At 62.0% G+C, this 26,299-nt stretch carries 16 protein-coding genes; 13 read left to right on the top strand and 3 right to left on the bottom strand.

Annotated elements, in window-relative coordinates:
- Positions 1 to 46: 46 nt before the first annotated feature.
- The 3 genes from VVD49_RS09395 to VVD49_RS09385 all read right to left on the bottom strand — a co-directional run bounded on the left by VVD49_RS09395 (position 47) and on the right by VVD49_RS09385 (position 5,985).
- Positions 47 to 976, bottom strand: coding sequence for a hypothetical protein (locus tag VVD49_RS09395; protein WP_327598882.1), 930 nt, complete (start codon positions 974 to 976; stop codon positions 47 to 49).
- An 82-nt stretch (positions 977 to 1,058) separates the two neighbouring features.
- Positions 1,059 to 1,868 (bottom strand): carbon-nitrogen hydrolase family protein, encoded by an 810-nt coding sequence (locus VVD49_RS09390; RefSeq protein ID WP_327598881.1) that lies wholly within the window; start codon positions 1,866 to 1,868, stop codon positions 1,059 to 1,061.
- Between the two features lie 34 nt (positions 1,869 to 1,902).
- Complete coding sequence (locus tag VVD49_RS09385) at positions 1,903 to 5,985, bottom strand: YhdP family protein (RefSeq protein ID WP_327598880.1); 4,083 nt, start codon at positions 5,983 to 5,985, stop codon at positions 1,903 to 1,905.
- Positions 5,986 to 6,097: 112 nt separating this feature from the next.
- On the opposite strand from VVD49_RS09385, the gene glnE reads away from it, so the two are divergent.
- The 13 genes from glnE to VVD49_RS09320 all read left to right on the top strand — a co-directional run bounded on the left by glnE (position 6,098) and on the right by VVD49_RS09320 (position 26,262).
- A complete protein-coding gene (gene glnE / locus VVD49_RS09380; RefSeq protein ID WP_327598879.1) occupies positions 6,098 to 8,782 on the top strand; it encodes a bifunctional [glutamate--ammonia ligase]-adenylyl-L-tyrosine phosphorylase/[glutamate--ammonia-ligase] adenylyltransferase in 2,685 nt (894 codons plus the stop codon).
- A 426-nt stretch (positions 8,783 to 9,208) separates the two neighbouring features.
- Positions 9,209 to 11,659, top strand: coding sequence for a nitrite reductase large subunit NirB (gene nirB, locus VVD49_RS09375; RefSeq protein ID WP_327598878.1), 2,451 nt, complete (start codon positions 9,209 to 9,211; stop codon positions 11,657 to 11,659).
- Between the two features lie 112 nt (positions 11,660 to 11,771).
- On the top strand, positions 11,772 to 12,083 hold the full coding sequence (nirD, locus tag VVD49_RS09370; protein ID WP_327598877.1) for a nitrite reductase small subunit NirD: 312 nt from the start codon (positions 11,772 to 11,774) through the stop codon (positions 12,081 to 12,083).
- Between the two features lie 44 nt (positions 12,084 to 12,127).
- Complete coding sequence (locus tag VVD49_RS09365; protein WP_327598876.1) at positions 12,128 to 12,967, top strand: type IV pili methyl-accepting chemotaxis transducer N-terminal domain-containing protein; 840 nt, start codon at positions 12,128 to 12,130, stop codon at positions 12,965 to 12,967.
- Positions 12,968 to 13,137: 170 nt separating this feature from the next.
- The gene (locus tag VVD49_RS09360) at positions 13,138 to 14,352 is read left to right on the top strand and encodes a nitrate/nitrite transporter (protein WP_327598875.1); all 1,215 of its coding nucleotides are present in this window, start codon (positions 13,138 to 13,140) and stop codon (positions 14,350 to 14,352) included.
- 70 nt (positions 14,353 to 14,422) lie between these two features.
- The gene (locus tag VVD49_RS09355; protein WP_327598874.1) at positions 14,423 to 16,123 is read left to right on the top strand and encodes a bifunctional protein-serine/threonine kinase/phosphatase; all 1,701 of its coding nucleotides are present in this window, start codon (positions 14,423 to 14,425) and stop codon (positions 16,121 to 16,123) included.
- Between the two features lie 578 nt (positions 16,124 to 16,701).
- Positions 16,702 to 17,844, top strand: a complete 1,143-nt coding sequence (locus VVD49_RS09350) for a methyl-accepting chemotaxis protein (RefSeq protein ID WP_327598873.1) — start codon at positions 16,702 to 16,704, stop codon at positions 17,842 to 17,844.
- Between the two features lie 106 nt (positions 17,845 to 17,950).
- Positions 17,951 to 18,319, top strand: a complete 369-nt coding sequence (locus VVD49_RS09345) for a response regulator (protein ID WP_327598872.1) — start codon at positions 17,951 to 17,953, stop codon at positions 18,317 to 18,319.
- Between the two features lie 46 nt (positions 18,320 to 18,365).
- On the top strand, positions 18,366 to 18,683 hold the full coding sequence (locus tag VVD49_RS09340; protein WP_327598871.1) for an STAS domain-containing protein: 318 nt from the start codon (positions 18,366 to 18,368) through the stop codon (positions 18,681 to 18,683).
- 2 nt (positions 18,684 to 18,685) lie between these two features.
- A complete protein-coding gene (locus tag VVD49_RS09335; protein ID WP_327598870.1) occupies positions 18,686 to 20,857 on the top strand; it encodes a chemotaxis protein CheA in 2,172 nt (723 codons plus the stop codon).
- A 258-nt stretch (positions 20,858 to 21,115) separates the two neighbouring features.
- Positions 21,116 to 23,407 carry a methyl-accepting chemotaxis protein gene (locus VVD49_RS09330; RefSeq protein WP_327598869.1) on the top strand — a complete coding sequence of 764 codons (2,292 nt, stop codon included), beginning with the start codon at positions 21,116 to 21,118 and terminating at the stop codon, positions 23,405 to 23,407.
- Positions 23,408 to 23,421: 14 nt separating this feature from the next.
- Positions 23,422 to 23,976: a chemotaxis protein CheW gene (locus VVD49_RS09325; protein ID WP_327598868.1), complete on the top strand. Its 555-nt coding sequence runs from the start codon at positions 23,422 to 23,424 to the stop codon at positions 23,974 to 23,976.
- 72 nt (positions 23,977 to 24,048) lie between these two features.
- A complete protein-coding gene (locus VVD49_RS09320) occupies positions 24,049 to 26,262 on the top strand; it encodes a HAMP domain-containing methyl-accepting chemotaxis protein (RefSeq protein ID WP_327598867.1) in 2,214 nt (737 codons plus the stop codon).
- The last annotated feature ends 37 nt before the right edge of the window (positions 26,263 to 26,299 follow it).

Raw genomic sequence — 26,299 nt, 5'->3', positions numbered from 1 at the left:
GGCAGAATTGAAAAAGCCCCGGGGTCTTCCGACCCGGGGCTTTTTCTTACTGGAGCTTCGAGGCAATTTGAGGAGTGTTCAACCAGCGTGCAATACGCTCTGCCATATTGTCGCTGAGAGATTCGAGCGCGCCACAAGCAGTCATTCGAGGCGACGTCTCTCGCTGAGTCGCATCAAAGCTCCCCAGCAACATTTCTCCGTCCAGTAATTCACCATGCATGTTGATCCATTTGGGTCCGGTCCAACCCCCGCCACCCATTACGTGGATATTATCGACCGACAAGATCAGTCGTCGGCCCGAGCCGATACTGGCCCCCTTGCCGAGAACTTTCAATTTGCCTCGCGGCGCAAGCTCTGCGTCGTTGAACTCATGCACCACTTTGCCAACCATGTACGTCGGCCAGCCACAACCGATGACGGTTTCGTTGATCGATGACGCATGGACTGTGGGCACTTCGGGCAAGACAGCAATGTCTTCGTCGGGATGTATGCCAGGGCATGCAGCATCGCATTGCGGCAAGCTCACTCTCGCAATCCAGTCAGCCAGATCCTCGCCCAACTCGCTGCCAATATCCCGGAGTCCATCGCAAAAGGGTGTGGCGGCAGCGACCGTGTCATCGCGACTGATATCTGTGGTGGCAATCAATTTGCCATCATTGAAAACATTTGCTCGTACCGCGATCAGATTGGTCCGCTTGCCGGGAGCGCCAGACGCCACAACTTTCGTTGCCTCCACGAGCATATATCTTCCCGTCATTTTCTCACTCGTCGAGAAAACCACCTTGCCCTTGGCCTGAAGGACCAGCTCCTTGGCTAGCGCGACATTCCAGTCGCAGCTACTGAGCAGTGGATTATCTGTCTGGAAGGCGCTGGCATAGCCAGCCGCGCGGGGTGTGCTGACTGCGCCTCCTTCTATGGCTAGCGCCGCCTGCACGAACAAGGCCAGGCTCAACGCAACCAGAATTGTTTTATGCATGCTTTTCTCTTATGTGATCGGTCAATCGTAGCCATGCCGGCGAGAGGAGGACAGTCTCACCGCCTGCGCTCTTCGAAGCGGATTATACGAATTTGCGGTGCTTCAACGCAGGAAGACTTTCCCGGATGTCATGAATGCGCTGCAGATCGAGCGTGCCAACTGCCACGCCCGGGCCGCTATCGTAGTGCGCGACGATCTCGCCCCACGGGTCAATCAGCATGCTGTGGCCGAAGGTGCGACGCCCGTGCGGATGCGTGCCGCCTTGGGCGCTGGCCAATACGTAGCACTGGTTCTCGATGGCGCGTGCGCGCAGCAGGACTTCCCAGTGCGCACGACCGGTGGTCTCGGTGAACGCCGCCGGCAAGATGATGAGATTGACTTCGCCCAGCTGGCGGAAGAGTTCGGGGAAGCGCAGGTCGTAGCAGATCACCAGCCCGGTCTTGCCCCAGGGCGCATCGAAGGTCACTGCATCGTGGCCTGCCTCGATGGTCCGTGACTCGTTGTAGCTCTCTTCACCTCGCGTGAAGCCGAACAGGTGGATCTTGTCGTAGCGCGCCACGCGCACGCCTTCTGGATTGAAGACCAGCGTGGTGTTGCGCACGCGCCCGTCGTCGTTCGCCACCAGCGGAATCGTGCCGCCAACCAGCCATACCTTGTAACGACACGCAGCATCGGCGAGAAAGGCTTGCAGCGGCCCTTCGCCATCCGGCTCGCGCAGCTTCACCTTGGCCGTCTCGTCGGGCGACAACAGGCAGAAGTACTCCGGCAAGGCCACGCATTGCGCGCCCTGTGCAGCCGCCTCGGCGATCAGACGATCCGCCTCATGCAGATTGGCATCGACATCGGCGCCGGAGATCATCTGCACGGCGGCCAGCTTGAATGTGTTTGTCATCTCGGGTCCTGACTGCACACGGGGTGTGCCGGAATCATTTCTTGCCGGAGAGCGGCACGCTGGGGACGGTTGTCGTCGTCACGCCTTCCTTCTCGATCTTCGGATCATTCCAGGAGCCCGTGACGGCGTACTCGAAGCTGAAAATCTTTTCGAAGGGATCCTGCAACACCTTCTGTGCCAGATATGTCGCCACACCGAAAACCGGGTTGACCATGGTGACGCCCAAGGCAATCCCCTCTGACAGGGTGGGCTGCACGGTGAGGCGCAAGGCATGCGTTTCACGCGCAATATCCGTACTGCCCTTGATGTAGACACGCGCTGCGGGGCCACGCACCTGCAGATCATCGGTCTTCATCACCCCTTGCTCGATATGTATGTCGCCCCGAATCGAGTCGAAGGCAAACCCTTCGCTGAACACATCACGGAAGTCCAGCGTGATACGGCGTGGCAAGGACTGCAGACTCAGAATCCCGAGCAGACGTGCAGCGCCTGGCTCAAGCTTGTTGAACTGGCCGTCGGTGACATTCATGCGCAACTCGCCATTCAAGGACGAGTAGTCGAAACTCGATACGGCGGCATTCCAGACAAGCTGCCCCTTGAGCGTAGCCTTGCCGCGCAAGACTGCATCGGCATAGCCAAGGCGGCCAAGGAATCCGCCTACATTCTCGCTGGTAACGTCGAGCTTGACCTCGGTCTGCTTGCCGCCCCCCGCCAGCGCCCGGCTGTCGCCCTCTCCGGTAATCACGGCGTCCGGACTTTCGATACGCAACTCCGAAAGATGCCAGTGTCCTGCCTGATCCTCCGAATGCAGGGACAGCTTGCCGAGCTTCATGTCACGCAGCTCGAACTGCTCGGCAGTAATGTCGAGCGTAGGCAATTTCTCATCGCTGTCGCGACTCGACACGGTCGGCGTACCCGGTGGCAACGGTTTGGCCGGCAAGGGGTGCAGCTTCAGCACGCTGAGCCGCGCCCCGAGGCGAGCGGCCTGCCCGCTGGCCGTCTGGCCCGTCCAGTTGATGTCGCCCGCAATGTCAGGGCCTTCCAGTCGCAGCACCCAGCGCTCACCCTGCTGCACCACACGCGCTATCACGCGCGTGAAGCGATGCCCGCGCACCAACACTTCGTTCGCTTGCAGGACGCCACCGGAGAGGATGGTCGCGTCACGCTTGGCCGTGCTCTTCTGGCCCTCCATGGCCTCCTGTATCACAGGCAACCACTGATCCGCATCGAGCGTCTGGAAGCGCCCGGAAACACGCAAGCCGCGCGTGGGCAAGCTGATACCGTCGTTGAGCGCCACCGCGCCGCGCAGGAAGCTGCAGGTGTCCTTGCCGCAACGATCCTGCCACTGCGCACTCCCCCGCGTATCGAGCGAAATGCGCCAATCCTGCAGGCTGCTGTTGGCGACACCGGGCTCATCGCTGAGGCTCCAGTTGAAAACGAAAGGCAGACGCGTATCAGCACTCTTGGCAAACGGCGCAGGCAGGGACGAACTGACGCCGAGCAGGCTGGAGTCGACCGTCACGTCAGCACGCTCCTTGGTGATCGCAATGCGCGCCGTGACAGGCGTGATGCCAGCCAGCCGGTTCCAGACCGGGGTGTCGATCAACTGATGCAGCCCCGTCACCGGGATCTGCCCGCTCGCATCGAACAGGATCGTCCCGTCGGCTGCGGTACGCCCCGAGGCATTGACCTGGCCGCCGAGGAATTCGGCAATCACCTGCGTCGGCGCAATACCGTTCTCGGTAAATCCGACGGCGCCACGCACCTGTGTGAAAGGCGGCAGTTCCGGGATCAACGACAGCTTGCTGTTCTCGAAGCGATAGCTGCCTTGTACGCGCGTGTGCTCCGCCTCCATCAGCGGCACGCTGAGCTTCAGATCGAGAGAACCCTCGCCTTCCTGGCGCATGCCCTGGATGAAGCTGCCCAGATGCTCGGCCACTGGCGAGGCCTGCAAGTAGTGCAACAGATCGGCCCCGGAGCCCGCGGCGCGTCCATTGATCACCAGCGGCTGCTGACGCACATTGGTCAGATCGGCAAGCTGGGCCTGCACCTCGCCCAGCTTCGCCTGGCGATAGTTGCCGCTGTGCGACTTGATCAGCATGCGTGTGCGGTCGAACAACAGCTCGCCCGTGAGGTTGTTGAGCACCGGCCAGCCGTCGGCGAAATCCAGATTGATACCGGCAAAGCCCCCCTCTACGCGGAATATGCCTTTGGGATCATTGCGAAACGGAAACTTCGCCAGGTCGCCCGACAGGCGCACCCGCACGTTCTCGCCTGTACCGGTCGTCAGCCCGCGCTTGAGCCACTCGCTGGTCTCGATCGGCACCACCGACGGAATGTAGCGCCACGCCGATGGCGCCTTGAAGCCCTGCACGCGCCCCGTCATGTCGATACTGCCTTCCGGGCCCGGTGCTGCGCGCCAGTCTGCCGAAAACTCGGCGCTCTGCATGTCGCGATTGACGACGCGCAACTTGCCCACGTTCACCGTCAGCGCGCCAGCGTTGTCGCGCCCCCAATTGCCGTTGGCATCCAGCGCATCGAGCGGGATGTGCGACTCGTGCATGATGCCGGGCAGATCCAGCGCGCCATTGCGCACCTCGAAGCGGAACTCGCCCTTGCGATCGCTACCCGTGACGCGCCCGGACAGGCGTGCGAAACCGGGATGACCGTCGCCGGGTTTGAGCGTGAGCTTGTCGAAACTCGCGTCGATGTCGAAGTGCGCAAAAGGGAGCGTGGAGGAAGACGCTGCATCCGCATCTTCCCAGCTTGCCTGCAGCAGGGAGACCTCACCTTGCGGGTCAGCATCCGCCAGTGTCTTGCGTGCTGCCTGCGGGAAAGGCAGGTAGGCCGCCAGCTGTGCCAGCACGCGCATGTCGAGCTTCTCGGCACTGATCTCGCCGCCGGGCTTGCGACGCGTCCTGTCCTTGAGAGCCTCGCCGCTTGCCGGACCGACACGGCGCATGGAGAACTTCGTCGGCGCGATCTGCAGACCATCCGTAGTCGTCAGCGCGAGGCGTTCGGCCGCGAAGGAAAAATCATTCTCGCGCGCGGCCAGGCGCACGCGCCCCGACGCCGTCCTCAAGGACAGCATGGGCAGATCGGGGGCGAAGCGCACCTGTACGTCGGAGAGCGCCAGGTCGGCCGTCAGCCCACCGATGCGTGCGCCTTCGAAATTGAGCCAGGTGCGCAGCGCGCCGCGCCCGTGCGGCACGGTAATCGGGTAGTCCACCCACTGCCGCCACACGGCCAGATCCGTCCGCTCCAGTGCGAGGTATATCGTGCCGCGCCAGTCCGCGAGCGTCTGTGGCGCCTTCTGCGTCCAGTCGCCGCGCAGATCGCCACGCAGGTCGATCGGGCCGGACAGATTACCCGCCGGCGTCGCCGCAACGGAGAATCGATGCGTATCGCCGCGGTTCTGCAGCAACAAGGACAGCTTGTCGAAGACCAATGGTGGCGCCTTGCGCACCTGGTCTTCCCAGAGCACGCGCGCATTGTCGATGTGGATCTCGTGCTGGCTCAGCAGCAGTTCGCCAAGCTTGCTGTCGTCCTGTTTCTTGTCGAGCCGCACCGCGATGCCCGCCACGAAAACCGTACCGTCGGCTTCGCGACGCAAGGCCAGCTCGGGCCGATCGAGCCGCAAGCGCTGCAGCTCCAGTTGCCAGCGCAACAGCGAGCTCCATGCCACCACGGCATCGACCCGTGGCAGCGCCAGCGCGACGCGCTGCTCCTTGTCGAAGATGCGCATGCCACGCATCTGCAACTCCGGGCGCAAGCCATTCCACTGCGCCTGCAAGGCATCGATTTCAACCTTGAGCCCCAAGGCTTGCGACAGCGCGCTCGCAATCTCGACGCGATGCTCGGCCACCTGCGGCATGGCCACGTAGCGCACCAGCAGGAAAGCGGCCGCCAGCACCAGCCAGGTGACCAGCACGCAGCGCCACACCACCGCCCAGGCGATGTGCGGCAAGCGCAAACTGAAGCGCCCGATATGCAGACAGGTCGTCAGCAGCGGGTGCCTGCGACGCGCCGGCGACACCGCCGACACGTCTGGCGTGTCGCCGGCGGGCGGGGCAGAATGCTCGGCAGGGGTGGGATGATCGGGAGCTTCGCGAGACACAATAAGTGCAGACCGGGGCTCGCCATGACTGCAACGCCCCGCTTCATGCCGACTTGATCAGACGGCAATTCTAACTGAAGACCCCAGCCTTCTTTGTTACCTCGACCCTGTCATGAACCAGACCGATCAGTACTTTGCCCGCGCCACCGGACACAGCCGCTTCCTGCTCACCCAGCTGACAGCCCGCCCGTGGCTCGCACCGCGCGTGGCAAAGCAGCTCGACCGACCCCTGGAGCGCGCCGATCTGCTCGCTTTTCTCAACGAGGAAGTGCTCACCGAGGCCAATCTGGGCCAGCGCCTGCGCCGCCTGCGGGCCTACGTGTACGCCCACGCCATGGTGCGCGACCTCAATGGCCTCGCCCCGCTGCCCGAAGTCACCGGCGCCATGACCTTGCTGGCCGAAGTAGCTGTCGAGACCTCGCAACGCGTACTGACGGCGCATCTCGCCGAGCGTCACGGCCTGCCGCGCAATGCCGAGGGCGAAGAGCAGGCAATGATCGTCGTCGGCATGGGCAAGCTAGGCGGTGGCGAGCTCAATGTCTCTTCTGACATCGACCTGATCTTCATCTACCCCGAAGATGGCGAGACCGACGGCGCGCGCCAGATCGGTGCCTTCGAATTCCACACCAGGCTCGGCCGCGCCATGATCGCCGCCATCTCCGAGATCAATGCCGAAGGTTTTGTCTTCCGTGTCGACATGCGCCTGCGCCCGAACGGCGACTCCGGCCCGCTGGTGGCCAACTTCGACATGCTGGAGACCTACTTCATCAGCCAGGGCCGCGAGTGGGAGCGCTATGCCTGGATCAAGGCGCGTGCCCTGACAGGCTCCCGCCATGATGAGCTGGATGCCATCGCGCGTCCCTTCGTATTCCGCAAATACCTCGACTTCGGCGCCATCAACGCCATGCGCGCCCTCCATGCGCAAATCCGCCGTGAAGTCGCGCGACGCGAGATGGCCGACAACATCAAGCTCGGCCCGGGTGGCATTCGCGAGATCGAATTCATCGCGCAGGTGTTCCAGCTGATTCGCGGCGGCCGCGATGCCGGGCTGCGCGTACGCCCCACGCTGCAAGTACTCGATGCCCTTGCCCAGCGCGGCCTGATGCCGGACGACACGGTGGCCGAACTCAACGGCGCCTACGACTTCCTGCGCCGCCTCGAGCACCGTATCCAGTACCTGGACGATGCACAAACCCATATGCTGCCGACATCTCTGGACGATCGCCTGCGCGTCGCGACAGCCATGGGCTTCGAAACCACCGAGGCGCTGATGGCCGCCCTCGACGCCCACCGCGTCATCGTCAGCCGTCACTTCGACGCCGTATTCTCTGAGCCGACGGCAGAGGAAGATGCGCAGGACAATGTGCGGGTCGATGCGTGGTCTGCCGACGGCGAAACCGACAGCGTCTGCAGTGCGCTGGAGCAATTCGGCTATCACGACCCAAAGCAACTCTGCGTCCGGTTGCGCAGCTTCCGCGACGGTCCGCGCTATCGCGCGATGAGCGAGGAAGCTCGCTCGCGCCTCGACGCCATCGTGCCGCGCATGCTGGCCCTTGCCGCAGCACGCCCGAACCCCGATCAGGCGCTGACCCGCAGCATCGAACTGCTCGAAGCCATCTGCCGTCGTTCCGCCTACCTGGCCCTGCTGCAGCAATACCCGCAGGCGCTGTCGCGCGTCGTCGAGTTGGTATCGACCTCCAGCTGGGCGGCCAATTACCTGAATCACCACCCGGTGCTGCTCGACGAATTGCTCGACAGCCGCAACCTCAGCGAACACACCAACAGCACGCGTTTCGCCACTGAGCTGTCGCAAACGTTGGAAGCGCTCGGCGATGACACCGAGCGCCAGATGGATCTGATGCGCGAGGCGCATCACGCGCAGCTTTTCCGCCTGCTCAATCGCGACCTGGCCGGCGACCTGACCGTGGAGTCCCTCTCGGACAAGCTCTCCGAGCTGGCCGACATCGTGCTCGAGGAGACCCTCAAGCAATGCTGGAACAAGCTCACCAAACGCCATGCCGAGCAGCACCGCTTTGCCATCATTGGTTACGGCAAGCTCGGCGGCAAGGAGCTGGGCTACGCCTCGGACCTCGACATCGTGTTCCTCCACGATGACCCCGATCCGGAAGCGCAAGTCGTCTACGCGCGCCTCGCCCAGCGCATCAACACCTGGATTTCCAGCCGCACCAGCGCCGGCATGCTGTTCGAGACCGACCTGCGCCTGCGCCCGAATGGCGACTCGGGCCTGCTGGTCAGCTCGCTCGAAGCTTTCGAGGAATACCAGCGCGGCTCAGCCTGGGTGTGGGAGCACCAGGCGCTCACGCGCGCCCGCTTCTGTGCCGGCAATCGCGAGGTGGGCGCGCGCTTCGAGCGCCTGCGTCACGAACTGCTGTGCCAGCCGCGCGACACCTTCAAGCTGCGCGATGAAGTGGTCGCCATGCGCAAGAAGATGATGGACGCCCACGCCAACAAGGGCGCGGGCTTCCAGCTCAAGCACGATGCGGGTGGCCTGATCGACGTCGAGTTCCTCGTGCAGTTCCTCGTGCTGGCTTTCGCCAACCAGTGGCCCGAACTCGCCGCCAACAGCGGCAACATCGCCCTGCTCAAGCTGGCTGCCAACGTCGGCCTGCTGCCGGCCGATATCGCCCACGATGCGGCCAACGCCTATCGCCAGCTACGCCACGCACAGCACGCCTTGCGCCTCAACGAACATGACAGCCGCATCGACGACGACAGCCTCGCCGGACCGCGCGCGGCCGTGGAGCGTTTGTGGCAGTGCGTGTTCGAGTTGCTTTGATGGCCGGTCGGAAAAGCGCGGCGCCTTCCGACGGTTCGGACCTACAAACAACCCAGGCGACTTGAGCGTTTGATGTCGGAAGGCGCCTCGCCTTTCCGACCTGCGTGACCACCAGGGGCGCGCACCAGCGTCGCGCCATCCTGGTGCCGGAGCGCACCCCGACAGCGCACCACCGTTTACCCCTACTCCCCCAGCCCAGGCGCCAGCCACAACCAAACCCAATGCCGTCAATGACTTGGGTGGGCCAAGTACCCCTACAGGCAGAATGGCATAGGCTTTGCTTTAACTGCGTCATAAGCGACTCCTGCCTTCAAAGGCACGTTAGCTTTCAGCAACGACGCTGGGAGCTGCGGATCAACGTCGATCTCTGTCAGAGCTGAATTCGATTCACAGGGGGATAACCCCGGCTTTTTACAGAGGTATCAAATGCGCAAGCTCAAGCTCGTGATGGTTGGCAACGGCATGGCCGGTGTCCGTACGATTGAGGAAATCCTCAAGATCGCTCCGGACATGTACGACATCACTGTCTTCGGTGCGGAACCCCACCCGAACTACAACCGGATTCTCCTTTCGCCCGTGCTCGCCGGCGAAATGACCATTCAGGACATCATTCTCAATGACCTGGACTGGTACAAGGACAACAACATCGATCTGCGCGTCGGCAAGAAGATCACGACGATCGACCGCAAGAACCGCAAGGTCATCGCCGACGACGGCACCGAAGCCGAATACGACCGCCTGCTGATCGCCACCGGCTCCAACCCGTTCATCCTGCCGATTCCCGGCAAGGACCTGAAGGGCGTGATTTCCTATCGCGACATCGCCGATACCGACGCGATGATTGCCACGGCTGCCACGCACAAGCACGCTGTCGTCATCGGCGCCGGCCTGCTCGGCCTCGAAGCGGCCAACGGCCTCGCCATTCGCGGCATGGATGTGACCATCGTGCACATCGGCGAATGGATCATGGAGCGCCAGCTCGACAAGACCGCTGGCCTGATGCTGCAGAAGGCACTCGAAGCCAAGGGCATGAAGTTCAAGCTGCCAGCGCAAACGGCAGAGCTCGTCGGTGGTGAAGATGGCCGCGTGAAGTCGGTCAAGTTCAAGGATGGCGAAGAGATCCCGGCTGACCTGGTGGTCATGGCTGCAGGTATCCGCCCCAACACCGAACTGGCAGAGAAGGCCGGCCTGCACTGCAATCGCGGCATCGTCGTCAATGACACGATGCAGACCTACGACCCGCGCATCTATTCGGTCGGCGAATGTGCCAACCACCGTGGCATCGCCTACGGTCTGGTCGCGCCGCTGTTCGAGCAAGCCAAGGTCGCAGCCAATCACCTCGCCATGTACGGCATCGGCCGTTATCAAGGTTCCGTCACCAGCACCAAGCTGAAAGTCACCGGCATCGACGTGTTCTCCGCCGGCGACTTCTCGGGCGGTGAAGGCACGGAAGACCTGATCCTGTCCGACCCCGGCATGGGCATTTACAAGCGCGTCATCATCAAGAATGACAAGATCGTGGGCGCCGTGATGTACGGCGACACAGTGGATGGCTCCTGGTACTTCCAGCTGCTGAAAGATGCCCAGGGCATCCACGAGATCCGCGACCATCTTCTGTTCGGCAAGTCCAACCTGGGTGACGTGGGTCACAAGGGTCAGAACTCTGCAGCTTCCCTCCCCGACACTGCTGAAGTCTGTGGTTGTAACGGTGTGTGCAAAGGCACCATCGTCAAGACAATCAAGGAAAAGGGTATCTTCACACTCGAAGACGTACGCAAACATACGAAAGCCTCCAGCTCTTGCGGCTCATGCACCGGGCTTGTCGAACAGATCCTCGCCTCCACCATCGGTGGCGCCTACACGCCTGCCGATTCGAACACCAAGGCGGTGTGCGGCTGCACGGATCATTCGCACGGTGAAGTACGCAAGACCATCGTCGATCTGCACCTGATCTCGATTCCGCAAGTCATGGAATCGATGGGCTGGAAGACGCCTAATGGTTGCGCAACCTGCCGCCCTGCACTCAACTACTACGTGACATCGAGCTGGCCGCACGAAGCAATCGATGATCCGCAATCGCGCTTCATCAACGAGCGCGCACACGCCAACATCCAGAAGGACGGCACCTACTCCGTCGTGCCACGTATGTGGGGCGGCCTGACCACGCCGAACGAATTGCGTGCGATTGCCGACGCGGCCGAGAAGTACAAGGTGCCGACCGTCAAGGTCACCGGCGGTCAGCGCATCGACTTGCTCGGCGTGAAGAAGGACGACCTGCCGAAGATGTGGGACGACCTGGCGAAAGCCGGCATGGTCTCGGGCCACGCCTACGGCAAGAGCCTGCGCACGGTGAAGACCTGCGTCGGTGCGGAGCACTGCCGCTTCGGCACGCAGCTGTCGATGAGCATGGGCGTCAAGCTCGAGAAGATGCTGTTCGGCATGTACAGCCCGCACAAGGTCAAGCTGGCCGTCTCCGGTTGCCCGCGTAACTGCGCGGAAGCCGGCATCAAGGACGTGGGCGTGATCGGCGTCGATTCCGGTTACGAGCTATACGTGGGCGGTAACGGCGGTATCAAGACCGAAGTCGCCGAGTTCTTCTGCAAGGTGAAGACGGATGACGAGGTGATGGAGTACTCCGGCGCCTTCATCCAGCTCTACCGCGAAGAAGGCTTCTACCTCGAGCGCACAGTGCATTACATGCAACGTGTTGGCCTCGACTACATCAAGGCCAAGGTCCTCGAGGACGCACCGAACCGCAAGGCGCTCTACGAACGCCTGCTCTACACGCTGCAGGGTTACAAGGACCCGTGGCTGGAGCGCAGCACCAGCGCCGGCGAAGCCGAGCTGAAGAAGCCGTTCGAAGACCTGACCGTCTAATGCGCTCCCCTCATTCCCGCGAAGCGGGAATGCGGGGGTTGCCTTGCCCAACACCAGAACAATCCGTGCGTAGCGGCAACGCCTGCGCCACAAGAAGCCTCAAGGATTCGATATGTCCGACTGGAAAAAAATCTGCGCACTCACCGACATTCCCGTACTGGGCTCGCGTGTGGTGAAGAGTGAAAAGCATGGCGACATCGCCGTATTCCGCACCTCCGACGACGAAGTATTCGCCGTGCATGACAAGTGTCCGCACAAGGGTGGCCCGCTGTCGCAAGGCATCGTGCATGGCAAACAGGTCACCTGCCCATTGCATAGCTGGAAGATCGAACTCGACAGCGGCAATGTCGTCGCGCCCGACGTGGGCTGCGCCAAGGCCTTCCAGGCCAAGACCGAGAACGGCGACGTTTTCCTGACCGTCTGAACGCCTTTTCGCTCACATCGCTCGCAACACGCTTGATCGCACCAATGACCTTGCCCGCTTACAACGCCCTTCGCCGTCGCCTGCTACAAGCGGGGGGCAGTGTTGCCCTCCTCGGCCTCCTGCCCTCCGCTTCGAACGCAGCGCCCAGCCCCGCCTCCGGGATCAGCATGCTGGAAGCCATCAACCAGGCGGGGCGCCAGCGCATGCTGTCGCAACGCATGGCGAAGCTCTACGCGCAGATCATCCGTGAAGTGCGGCAGCCCGAAGCGCTCAAGCTGATCGGCGAGTCGATGATGCTGTTCGAGAAGCAGCTCGGCAATCTGCGCAGCTTCGCGCAACAGAAGAATGCCACCGAGATCATTACCACCTACGAGCAACTCGGCGCGCGCTGGCTGGAGTACAAGAAGGTCATCGGCGCACCACCAACCGGTGAGGGCCTGCGCCAGGTTGCGGTCCTCAACGAACAGGTGCTGGCGAGCGCGCACGCGGGCACGCAACAACTCGAAAAGCTGCATGGCGGTTCGCTCGGCAAGCTGGTCAATATGTCCGGGCGTCAGCGCATGCTGTCGCAGCGCATCTCGAAGTTCTACTTCTTCCGTCGCGACGGCATTGCCACGCCCGAGATCATCAAGGGGCTGGACACCGCGCGTGACGAATTCATGGCCTCCATGAACACCTTGAAGCAGGCGCCCGAGAACAACAACGACATCAACTCGTGGATCGGGTTGGCCGAGTCACAGTGGGTATTTTTCGATCAGGCCGTGCGCTCCGACCCGAATGCGAAGCAGGAACTGATCTACCACGACAACAATGTTGCCGTGACTTCGGAAAACATCCTCCAGGTCATGGATAAGCTGACCAATCTTTACTCGCAGCTCAGCTGAGTCCGCAGCCACACGCAGCTCATCACGTCATGTTGCGACACTCGCGTCCGCAACATGGCAAAAGAATCATGCAAGGCCCCGCAACGGCGCGGTGAGCTGCGCAACATTTCTCCGCAGCCCCCGGCAATGACGCCGGGCACCGCTGCAGCCAAATCAACGGAGTTACGCATATGGACAAGAAGTCCTTCCTGAAGGCTGGCCACACCCCGACCCTGCTCGCAGCCTTTCTCTATTTCGACCTCGCCTTCATGGTGTGGGTGCTGCTCGGACCACTGGGCGTACAGATCGCCAAAGACCTTGCGCTGACTCCTGCGCAGAAGGGTTTCATGGTTGCCACGCCGCTGCTGACCGGCGCCATCCTGCGCATCGTCATGGGCACCCTGGTCGACCAGATCAAGCCGAAGAATGCCGGCATCATCGCGCAGCTGATCGTCATGGGCGCGCTGTTCTGCGCATGGCATTTCGGCATCCATAGCTACAAGGAAGTCCTGATTCTCGCCGGTTTCCTCGGCGTGGCCGGCTCCTCGTTCGCCGTCGCGCTGCCGCTCGCTTCTCGCTGGTATCCACCGGAACATCAGGGCACGGCCATGGGCATCGCCGGCGCCGGCAATTCCGGCACGGTGCTCGCAGCGCTCTTCGCGCCAAGTCTCGCCATTGCCTACGGCTGGAACAACGTCTTCGGCATCGTGCTGATTCCACTCGCCATCGTCTTCGTGTTCTACCTCATCGTCGCCAAGGATGCGCCGAACTGCCCACCCCCCAAGCCGATCGGCGACTACTTCAAGATCCTGCGTGACAAGGACGCCTGGTGGTTCATGTTCTTCTACTCGGTCACCTTCGGCGGCTTCTCGGGTCTCGCCTCCTCGCTGACGATCTACTTCAATTCAGAGTACGGTCTCGACCCGAAGATGGCAGGCTTCTTCACCGCCGGCTGCGTCTTTGCAGGCAGCCTGGTACGCCCTATCGGCGGGAACGTTGCCGACCGTATCGGCGGCATCAAGATGCTTACCGTCATGTACGCAATTGCGGCAGCTTTCCTCGTGCTCGTCAGCTTCGGCATGCCAAACGTGTGGCTGGCCGCAGCCGGCTTCGTCGGCGCAATGCTGGCTCTGGGCATGGGGAACGGCGCGGTCTTCCAGCTGGTGCCGCAACGCTTCCGCAAGGAAATCGGCGTGATGACGGGGCTCGTTGGCATGGCTGGCGGCATCGGCGGCTTCTACCTGGCCTCCAGCCTCGGTTATTCCAAGCAGGTAAGCGGCTCTTACCAGAACGGCCTGCTGATTTTCGCCGCACTTGCCGTGCTGGCACTGATCGGTCTCACGGGCGTGAAGAATCGCTGGCGCACCACCTGGGGCGCTGCGCATCTGACCTCCGCCAAGATCTGATCGCCACCCGACAGGCAACACCCAGGGGTATCGCACGAGCGATACCCCTTTCACGTTTACCATCCCGCCCATGACACTCTCCGTCTCCCTCGGCCACGCCTCTCTCACCGGCCCGCGCGCACGTAACGAAGACTTCGTCGGTGCAGTCACCCCGGAAGGCGCCGAACTCGAAAACAAGGGCCTGCTGGCCGTCGTTGCCGATGGCGTCGGCGGTCATGCCAATGGGCGCGAGGCTGCGGAATTCACGGTGCGCAGCCTGCTCTGCGATTACTACGCCACGCCCGACACCTGGGCCATCCCGAAGGCACTCGACAAGGTCATCAGCGCCGCCAATCGCTGGCTGGTGTCGCAATCGCAGAAGCGCAGCGATACGGCCGGCATGGCCACCACCCTGTCAGCCATCGTCTTGCGCGGTCGGCGCTGGGTCAGCGCCCACGTCGGCGACTCGCGCATCTACCTGTTGCGCGGTGGTGAGCTCAAGCGCCTGACGCAAGACCACGTGTGGGAACACCCTGAACTCAACAGCGTGCTGTCACGTGCGGTCGGCCTCGACCCGCGCCTGTCGATCGACTTCAGCGAAGGCGACCTGCAGGAGAATGACAGCCTGATATTGCTCACCGACGGCGTGTGGGGCTCGCTCCAGGACGCGCGCATCCAGAGCATTGTCGAGAAGCATGCCGACGCGCAGGAGGCTGCCTTCGCGCTTGCTGAAGCCGCCGTCGACAACAACGCGCAGGACAACTGCACGGCACTCGTGCTGCGCGTCGCCGAATTGCCGCGCGACACGCTGCGTGACTCCCTTGCACGCATCCGCGAGCTCCCGCTACCGCCGACGCTCAAGCCCGGGCAGGAAATCGACGGCCTGACGACACTCGACGTGCTGCACGACTCACGCGTCACCCTGCTCTACCGCGTGCGCAACGCAGCAGGTGACATCTACGTGCTCAAGACCCTGCACGCCAATGCAGACCCGCATGACGCAGCGGCACTGGCGCATGAAGAATGGATTGCACGTCGCGTCACCGATGCGGCCTTCCCGCAGGTGGTGCCGTGGCAGGCACGCAGCCACCTTTACTACCTGATGAGCTGGCATGAGGGCGAATCGCTGAAACAGCGCCTGGCGCGCGGCCACCGCTTCAGCGCTGCGGAAGTAGCCGATCTCGGCGCCCGCCTGCTCAAAGGCATCTCGGCCCTGCATCGCCTGGCGATCATTCATCGCGACATCAAGCCTGACAACATCCACCTCGGCGCCGATGGCCGCCTGCGCATCCTCGACCTCGGCGTCGCGGAGTCCGACGGGCAAGGCGAAGGCGAACGCTTCGGCGAGATCAACAACCCGGGCACGCCCTCCTACATGGCCCCCGAGCTGTTTACGCAGGGAGGCGAGCGCGCCCGAGCCAACGAATCCAGCGATCTTTATGCCGCTGGCGTGACGCTTTACGAACTCGCCACGCGCAAATATCCCTACGGCGAGATCGAGCCCTTCCAGCGACCGAAATTCGGCGACCCGACGCCGCCGACACGTTTCCGGCCAGACATTCCCGAGTGGCTGGAATCCATCCTGCTCAAAGCCGTCGCCCGTGAACCGGAACGCCGTTTCGAGACAGCCGAGGAATTCCTGCTCGCCCTTGAACGCGGCGCTCATCGCCCCCTGCAAGTGGCGCGCAAGCGTCCATTGATGGAACGCGATCCGCAGTTCGCGCTGAAGCTGGTGTGCGCCGTGTCCTTGGTTGCCAACGTTTTCCTGCTGGTGGCCTTGCTGATGCGCTGAGCCTGGCCTGACCTGCTTTCCGAACGCAAGGGCCCCAGTTCCAGACATGGAACCGGGGCCCTTGCGCATTCAGGACAGGAGACAACTTCATATTCCAATGTCACATCAAACCTGTCAGCCATCCGCGAATCGCTGGCAGCCCGGAATATGCACTTGTATTTCAAGGTAACGACTTTCCGGCAATCGTCGTCCCGCACAAGACGACCACCGTTCTACGTGGCCGCACGCTTCCAACATCGGCGCAATGCGCCCGCTTCTCATTTCGCAGCCTTCGGGAGAGGAAGCACTCTGTGCGCACCCCAAAAAGCGCCAGGTCCTGCTGGGTAGAACTACTCAGCAGGCAGCACCTACGCCTGCGGCGCACAGAAAATAATCACTATAAAAACAGCGAGTTAAAAACAATCCCGCTGATTTTTGCCACAAACGGAAAGCCAATAAAACCTAGCGATCCGACATAAAGTTTCACCAGATCCGACCGTCAACCCTGTTGCCACCTGTGACTTTTCGCAGGGGTTGTGACCGGCAGACAAGCCAAACCCGGTTGCAGACGTCTTGCTTCGCTGTTTAGTGCGACCGCCATGAAAAATAGTCGTTATCTCCTGATCGCCATTGGCGCCATCAACCTCGTGCTCGCAGCAGTCATTGCCAGCAACATCTGGATCGGTCTGGTTTGCGGCGCTGCCGCCTTCGCCGCGCTGTTCTGGGTCGGGCAAACGCTGCCGAAGGATTCGCCGACCATCGAGATCAAGCCGCAAGGCCTGAGCTTCAGGGAGCCGACCCCAGCCGCTGCGCAGAACGCCAACATCAATGGCCTGGTCTCCGAAGTGGTGCCGCTGTGGAACCGCCATGTGACGCTGGCCCAAGGTCAGGTCAAGGAAGCCATCGAATCTCTTGCGCAGCGCTTTGCATCGCTGGCCCAGCGCCTCTCCAGCAGCTCGGCTGCCGACAAGCGCGGCGGCGACAGCACGGCCCTGCAGACCATCCGCGAAGCAGAGGAAGGCCTGCGCGGCATCATCGACACGCTCAACTCCACGCAGGACTTCCGCAGTGCCCTCGTCAATGAAGTGGCCGGCGTCGCCTCCCACACCGACGATCTGCGCAAGATGGCCGAGGAAGTGGCGAATATCGCCAAGCAGACCAATCTGCTGGCGCTCAACGCCGCAATCGAAGCCGCCCGCGCCGGCGAATCAGGCCGTGGTTTTGCCGTGGTTGCAGATGAAGTGCGCAAGCTCTCCACCCAGTCCGGCGAAACCGGCAAGCGCATTCATGACACCGTGAATACGGTCAGCGAGGCGATCGCCCAGGCCTTGCAGCTATCCGAACAGTTTGCCTCGCGCGAGGCAACGGCAATTGGCAGCTCGCGCCAGACAGCCGAAACCATCATCAGCAACTTCAACGCGACCGCGCAATCACTGAACCAGTCGTTGCAGGCCATGCAGGACGAACGCCACGAGGTCGAGGCTGACGTCAGCGAAGTGCTGGTCAACCTGCAATTCCAGGATCGCGTACATCAGATTCTCGACCATGTCCTGAGCGACATGGACCGCCTGTCGGCTACCGCCAAGACGCTCAACACGACGCCCGGCACACCCGCCCCCAATACGCAGGACTGGCTCGCCACGCTATCGCGCAGCTACACGATGCACGAGCAGCGACAGCAGCACGCCGGCGACGCGAGCACCAGCGCCAAGCCTGCTGGCGGCGGCATCACGTTCTTCTGATTGACGTCTGCCCGGGCCCTGCATGCCATGTCTGTCAGCAACACCGACCTCGGTTGCCGGCCGGGCTTCACCCTTCCTTCACCTCTAGCTACTGGACTCTCTTGTCATGAGTAAAACTCTATTGATCGTGGATGACTCCTCCAGCATGCGTCAGACCCTCGGCATCGCCTTGCGCGGCGCCGGCTACGAAGTCGTCGAGGCCTGCGACGGGCAAGACGCCCTCGGCAAGCTCGACGGGCGCAAATACAACCTGATCATCTCGGATGTGAACATGCCGAACATGGACGGCATCAGCTTCGTCAAGGCGGCCAAGGCCCTGCCGAACTACAAGTTCACGCCCATCATCATGCTCACCACCGAAGGCGATGCCACCAAGGTGCAGGCCGGCAAGGATGCCGGCGTGCGCGCCTGGGTGCTCAAGCCCTTCCAGCCGCCAGCACTGCTCGACGCAGTGGCCAAGCTGGTCTCGCCCTGAGCGCCATCCGCTCCATTCACCTTGATATCTCGCCGGAGCCTCGCCCATGCCTGCCTGCGCCATTACCGAAACCACGCCTGGTCAGATTGCCGTTGAAGGCGACCTGACCATCTACGATGCCGCGCGCATGAAGGACGAGCTACTCGCCCGGCTGCATGCCAACTCGAAGCTGGCCGTCGACCTCTCCGGCGTCACCGAGCTCGACACCTCCGGCGTGCAACTCCTGCTGCTGCTGCAACGCGAGGCCGGCGAGGCGAACAAACCCCTGCAGTGGGGCAAGCACAGTGCCGCAGTCAGCGAAGTGCTGACGCTTCTCAATCTGGGCAGCACCCTTGGTGAGCCCGTATCCATTGTCTGGAGCTGAGCATGGACTTATCCGCCGCACGTGACGCCCTCGTCGAGGAATCGCGGGAGCTATTGGCCAATATGGAAAAGGCCTTGCTCGAGATCGAGACCGAAGGCCCGACACAGGAACGTATCAATGCAGTGTTCCGCGCCGCCCACACCATCAAGGGCTCGGCCGGGTTGTTCGGCCTCGACCTGATCGTCAGCTTCACGCACGTCATGGAGAGCGTGCTCGATCGCGTGCGCAATCAGGAAGTCGCCATCGACGACGCCCTGCTCTCCGTCCTGCTGCGCTGTGGCGACTACATCGCCAAGCTGGTCGATGCCATCGAGACGGGCAGCGATCGGGAAGAGCCCGACCCCGTCACGCGGGCGGCCTTGCTCGACAAGCTCGAAACGCATCTGACGCCGACGCCATCGGCACTCGCACCGATTGCAGAACATGCAGTCACGCCTGCCGACGCAAAACTCGAACGCGACAACGACGGCGCGGCTGTCAGCAATGAGAACTGGCACATCTCGCTGCGCTTCGGGCGTGACGTGCTGAAGAACGGCATGGATCCGGTGTCATTCATCCACTACCTGAGCGGCATTGGCGAGATCGTGCATCTGCACACCATTGCCAGCGACCTGCCGCCCGCCGCAGAAATGGATGCGGAGGAGTGCTACCTCGGCTTCGAGATCGACTTCCGCAGCGACGCTGACAAGGCAAAGATCGAAAGCGTTTTCGAGTTCGTGCGCGAAGACAGCCGTATCCGCATCCTGCCGCCGCGCGCAAAGATGTCGGAGTACATCGCCGTCATCGACGCTATCGCCGTGACCGGCCAGAAGCTCGGCGAGATCCTCGTGCAAGGCGGCACGCTGACGCAATCCGAGCTGAACGAGATACTCGCCCTGCAACGCACGACTTCCGTTGGCGGCAATACCGCGCGCCTGGGCGAGCTGCTGATCGAAGAGCACATGGTGCAGGCGCCGGTCGTAGCGGCCGCGCTCTCCAAGCAAAAGCACGAAGAGAAGCGCAGCGCCGAAAGCCGTGTCATCAAGGTCGAAGCGGCCAAACTCGACCAGCTCATCAACCTCGTCGGCGAGCTGGTCATTGCCAGTGCCGGCGCACGCATCCTCGCCGATCGCTCGCGCCAGGTCGTACTCTCAGAGGCGCTGGCCGAAGTCGGCGATCTGGTCGGCCAGATCCGCGATGGCGCACTGAACATGCGCATGATTCCCATCGGTGAAGTATTCCAGCGCTTCCCGCGCGTGGTACGCGACGTCTCGCAGGAGCTGGGCAAGAAAATCGATCTCGTCATCACCGGCGCCGATACCGAACTCGACAAATCCATGGTCGAGAAACTGGCCGATCCGCTGATGCACATCGTGCGCAACGCCATCGACCATGGCATCGAACCGATCGATGTACGCGAAGCCGCAGGCAAGTCAGCCCAGGGCAAGGTGCGCCTGCACGCTTATCACGAGTCCGGTTGCGTCGTCGTCGAGATCAGTGACGACGGCAAGGGCCTCGACGCCCAGCGCATCAAGGCCAAGGCCATCGAGAAAGGCATGATCGCCGCCGACGCTGTGCTGAGCGACAGCGAGGCCTACAAACTCATCTTCGCCCCGGGTTTCTCTACGGCAGAACAAATCACCAACATCTCGGGCCGCGGCGTCGGCATGGACGTCGTCAAACGCAGCATCGAGGCGCTGCGCGGCGACATCGAACTGGAAAGCACGCGCGGGCAAGGCACCACGCTGCGCATCCGCCTGCCCCTTACCCTGGCCATCATCAACGGCTTCCAGGTCGGCGTCAGTGGCTCGGTCTTCGTCGTGCCGCTCGACATGGTCGAGGAGTGCGTCGAATTCTCGGCCGAAAGCGGCCACGACTACACCAACCTGCGCGGCCAGATCCTGCCCTTCATCCGCCTGCGCGAGCTCTTCGACGTGCAGGGCGAAGCGGGACCGCGCGAGAACATCGTTGTCGTCAAGTACGCCAACCGCAAGTTCGGCCTGGTAGTCGATGAGCTGCTGGGAGAAGCGCAGACCGTCATCAAGCCCCTGTCGAAGATCTTCAACAATGTCAAAGGCATCAGCGGCTCCAGCATCCTGGGCACCGGCGATGTCGCGCTCATCCTGGATGTACCGACGCTCATGCAACAGGCGCAGTCCTCCCGGGCGCCAGACAAGCTGTCTCAAGCCCAGTAAACGTACATGTCATTTTCATTTTGCATCGCATATAAATAATACAAAGCGCTTGCATTCCCGGACTCCAGCCTGTTTTTGACCCCGATCAAGCCGGAGTTTCAAGAAATCGTTCAAGACCTGAAAAAGAAAGACGAAAAGAAGACATCGCCTGTATGACAGGCGGGCAAATTGCAGGACGTTCGTGGTGTGGCACGGATGATTTCTCAATCCGTGAATGAATTTTCCTTTCATTGAAATAAAGCCAAGCAGGAGTTAGCCATGCTTTCAATCAAAACCACCCGTCAACTGCAAACTGAAGAAGCCGCCCTGTGCGAGCGGATCGAGAAACAACTGACGCGGGTCGTGACGAGTGCCGCCGCGGGCGATCTCTCGCAGCGGGCCGACCCCGCAGGCCTGCCGCCTTCACTCGAGCAGACCGCCGTGGCGATCAACCGCCTGCTCGATCAGATGCAGGGTCTGCGCTCCGAAATGAATCACATGAGCGCCGAGCACGCGCGGGGTGATATCGACGTCATCATCGACACGCAGAAATTCGATGGCGACTTCCGCGACATGGCAAACGGCATCAACTCCATGGTGGATGCACACATTGCTGTGAAGAAGCTGGCAATGGGCGTGGTCAAGGAGTTTGGTCGCGGCAACTTCGACGCACCGTTGCAGCAACTGCCGGGCAAGAAGGCCTTCATCAACGAGATCGTCGAACAGGTGCGCAGCAATCTCAAGGGCATGATCGCCGAGATCAACCACATGTCCGCCGAGCACGAGAAGGGCGACATCGACATCGTCATCGACACGCAGAAATTCGAAGGCGACTTCCGCACCATGGCGCATGGCGTCAACAACATGGTGGCCGCGCATATCGCGGTGAAGAAACTGGCGATGGGCGTGGTCAAGGAATTCGGCCGCGGCAACTTCGATGCGCCACTGGCGCAGCTGCCGGGCAAGAAGGCCTTCATCAACGAGATCATCGAGCAGGTGCGGAGCAACCTCAAGGGGCTGATCGCCGAGCTCAACAGGATGTCGTCTGAACACGAGAAGGGTGATATCGACGTCGTCATCGACACGCAGAAGTTCGAAGGCGATTTCCGCACCATGGCGCACGGCGTCAACAACATGGTGGCCGCACATATCGCGGTGAAGAAACTGGCGATGGGCGTGGTCAAGGAATTCGGCCGTGGCAACTTCGATGCACCGCTGGCGCAGCTGCCGGGCAAGAAGGCCTTCATCAACGATACCATCGAACAAGTGCGCTCGAACCTGCAGGGCCTCATTACCGAGCTCAACAAGATGTCCTTTGCGCACGACGCGGGCGACATCGATGTCGTCATCCAGTCCGACAAATTCCAGGGCGAGTTCCGCAGCGTGGCCGAAGGCATCAACAACATGGTCGCGGGCCATATCTCGGTGAAGAAGAAGGCCATGGCCTGCGTCGCCGAGTTCGGTCGCGGCAATTTCGATGCCCCGCTGGAACAGTTCCCGGGCAAGAAGGCCTTCATCAACGACACCATCGAGCGCGCACGCGGCAATCTCGCCAGCATTGCCGATGTCATCGTGATCATGAAAGCCGTATCGGAGGGTGATCTGACCCTGTCGATCAACAAGAGCTACGAAGGTCAGTTCGGCGTGCTCGTCCAGTACATCAACAGCACGATCTCCAAGCTCGCGCAGGTGGTGACGGACGTCAACGATGCCGCGCAGGCACTGGGCAGTGCATCGGACGAGGTCAGCGCAACCGCGCAGTCCCTGTCCCAGGCCTCGAGTGAGCAGGCGGCCGGCGTTGAAGAAACCAGTGCGTCGATCGAGCAGATGACGGCCTCGATCTCGCAGAACACCGAGAACGCCAAGGTCACCGATGCCATGGCCAGCCGCGCGGCGAACGAAGCCACGGAAGGCGGCGATGCAGTACGTGCCACCGTTGCGGCGATGAACCAGATCGCACACAAGATCGGCATCATCGACGACATCGCCTACCAGACCAATCTGCTGGCACTCAATGCTGCTATCGAAGCGGCTCGCGCCGGCGAACATGGCAAAGGCTTCGCCGTCGTTGCGGCCGAAGTCCGCAAACTCGCTGAACGCAGCCAGGTCGCGGCACAGGAAATCGGCACGGTCGCCAGCAACAGCGTGGCGCTGGCAGAGAAAGCCGGAAAACTGCTGGACGAGATGGTGCCCAACATCAAGCGCACCTCCGACCTCGTACAGGAGATCACGGCCGCCTCCGAGGAACAGTCGTCAGGTGTAGGCCAGATCAATTCCGCCGTCAGCCAGCTGAGCCAGACCACCCAGCAAAACGCATCCAGCTCTGAAGAGCTCGCTGCGACAGCAGAAGAGATGAACAGCCAGGCCGAGCAACTGCAAAGCACCATGGCCTTCTTCAAGACCAGTGCCATGGCGGATACCCGCAACGCCGCGCATCCGGCACAGCGACGCCCTGCCGAGCCCAGAGCTGCCAGGGCAGTGGCCACACCGACGAACAGGCGCGCGGCAAATGGCGGCAAGCATTTCATCAGTGCCGTCGGCCCTGAGGACTCGGACTTCGCGCGCTTCTGAAAAGGGGAATGAAGATGAATGCAATAGTTCCAACGCAACAAAGTGCCGGTGCGCTCCCTGCGACGCTCGCACCACAGGAAGCGGCGCAGTACCTCACGTTCATGCTGGCGGGCGAGATATTTGCCGTCGGCATTCTGGCCGTGAAGGAAATCATCGAGTACCAGAAGATTACCGAGGTGCCGATGATGCCGGAGTGCGTACGCGGCGTGATCAACCTGCGTGGCGCAGTCGTCCCCGTCATGGACCTGCTGGCACGCTTCGGCCGCCCCTCCTCAGACGTCAGCAAACGCACCTGCATCGTCATCGTCGAGATTCATCCGGATGGTGATGCCGGCGAGCAGCAGATCATCGGAGTCGTCGTCGATGCCGTCAATGAAGTACTCGACATCGCTGCCTCGGAGATTGAGCCTGCGCCGGCATTTGGCGCAAAGATCCGCACCGACTTCATCCAGGGCATGGGCAAGGTGAACGGCAAGTTCGTCATCCTTCTCGATGTCGACCATGTCTTGTCGCTCGACGAGAACACGCTGGCAACACTCGAAAACAGATCCATGCAAGAGGCAGCCTGAAGCTGACCGAGGACGCAGCACCGGGGGCAATCTGCGCGGCAGGGGTGCCGCCTTCACATGGAGCGCTACCGCATGTTCACTAACATGAGAATCGGCACACGATTGATCACGGGCTTCGTCCTCGTCAGTGCCATCAGCGTCATCGTCGGCCTGATCGGCGTGTCGAATGCCAGCAAGCTCGACCACATGGCCGAGCAGATGTATGCGAATGAACTGATGGGGCTCTCCTACATCAAGGAGGCCAACATCAATCTCATCTACATCGGCCGCGCCCGCTCCAACTACCTGCTTGCGACAACGCAGGAGGAGCGCAACAAGCACCTGGCCTCGATGAAGAAGAGCTCTGCCGCCGTCCAGGAGTATCTGGCCAAGGCCAAGCCCCTGTTTGACAGTGCCAAGGCCGGGCAGGTCTTCGCGACCTTCGCGCGCGACTGGACGGACTACCAGAATGAAATGGACCGTGCCCTGAGCGCGGCAGGCGCCAGGAAACTCGCGGAGCGCGACGAGAATCTCATCGCAGCGCTCAACGGCGTCCGGCAGAAAGCTGATGCCCTCGACCGCCTGCTGGATGAACTCATCGAAGAGAAAGAGCTGCTCGCAAAGCATGCTTCGGATGCCACCTCCGAGCTTTACCGGAACAGTCGCACCCTGATGATCGCCTTCATCATCGGTGGCGTAGCACTCGGCATCGCCCTCGGGCTATCGATCAGTCGTAGCGTCACCCGACCTTTGCGCAAAGCGGTCGAGGCGGCCGATCGACTGGCAGCGGGCGACCTCTCCGGCACGATAGAGGTCACTTCTCGCGACGAGACGGGCCAACTGCTGCAAGCCATGCAGAACATGTCCGGCAAACTCAAGACGGTGATCCAGGGGCAGCAACGCGTTGTCGAGGCGGCCAATCATGGCAACTTCGAAGCACGCATTGACCAGACGGGTCTCGCCGGCTTCCAGCTGGAAATGGCACAGGGCCTGAACGCGCTGGTGACCGTGACCGGCACGGGGCTGGACGACGTCGTGCGCGTCATGGGCGCCGTATCTGGCGGAGATCTGAGCAAGAGCATCGAAAAACCATACGAAGGCTCGTTCGGCCGTACCAAGGAGTACGTCAACAGCACGGTGGAAAAACTCAACCAAGTGATCGCGGGCCAGAAGCGCGTCGTCGAAGCGGCGAATCGTGGACGCTTCGACGAGCAGGTTGACTACACCGGCCTCGCCGGCTTCCAGCTGCAGATGGCCCAGGGGATCAACTCGCTCGTCGTGACGACTGGCGCGAGCATCCATGAAGTCGTGCAGGTGATGGGCGCCATGTCTGAAGGCGACCTCACCCGACGCATCGACAAGGACTACGAGGGCGCTTTCGCGCAGATGAAGGACTTCGTCAACGCAACGGTTAGCCGCCTCTCGGATGTCGTGAGCGAGGTGAACAGCAGCGCCGAATCCCTGGCAGGAGCCTCCGAAGAAGTGGCGGCCACCGCCCAGGCACTCTCGCAGGCCGCCAGCGAACAAGCTGCAGGCGTCGAGGAAACCAGCGCCTCGCTCGAACAGATGACGGCCTCGATCGCACAGAACACGGAGAACGCCAAAGTCACCGATGGTATCGCCACGCGTGCCTCGACCGAAGCCAATGACGGCGGTGCAGCCGTGAAAGAGACCGTCGCAGCGATGAAGCAGATTGCACAGAAAATCAGCATCATCGACGACATTGCTTACCAGACCAATCTGCTCGCCCTCAATGCCGCCATCGAAGCGGCGCGCGCCGGCGAGCACGGCAAGGGCTTCGCCGTCGTTGCCGCCGAGGTACGCAAGCTCGCCGAACGCAGCCAGGTCGCCGCACAGGAAATCGGCACCGTTGCGAGCAGCAGCGTCGATCTCGCCGAGTCGGCCGGCAAGCTGCTCGACGAGATGGTGCCGAGCATCAAGCGCACTTCCGATCTCGTGCAGGAGATCTCCGCTGCATCGGAAGAGCAGTCATCCGGCGTCAGCCAGATCAACGCTGCCGTTGGCCAGCTAAGTCAGACCACGCAACAGAATGCCTCCAGCTCGGAAGAGCTCGCTGCAACCGCGGAAGAGATGAGCACGCAAGCCGAACAGCTGCAACAGACGATGGCGTTCTTCAAGCTCGACAGCGACCGTGGCGTGAAAACCGGTTCGCCGACTGTGCGCCAGGCCGCTCCGGTCAGGCAAAGCAAACACGGCCTGAAGGACGGGAGCACGCGCCCCCATCGCAACTCGCCCGTCATGTCGATGGCGAGCGAGCCCAATGAAGCGGAGTTCACCCGGTTCTGAACATGATGCGCCAACGCGCCAGCAGGAGACTCATGCC

Origin of the sequence: Uliginosibacterium silvisoli (assembly GCF_036017035.1) — a bacterium.
GTDB lineage: Bacteria > Pseudomonadota > Gammaproteobacteria > Burkholderiales > Rhodocyclaceae > Viridibacterium > Viridibacterium silvisoli.
This window is presented reverse-complemented; position numbering and strand designations above follow the sequence as displayed.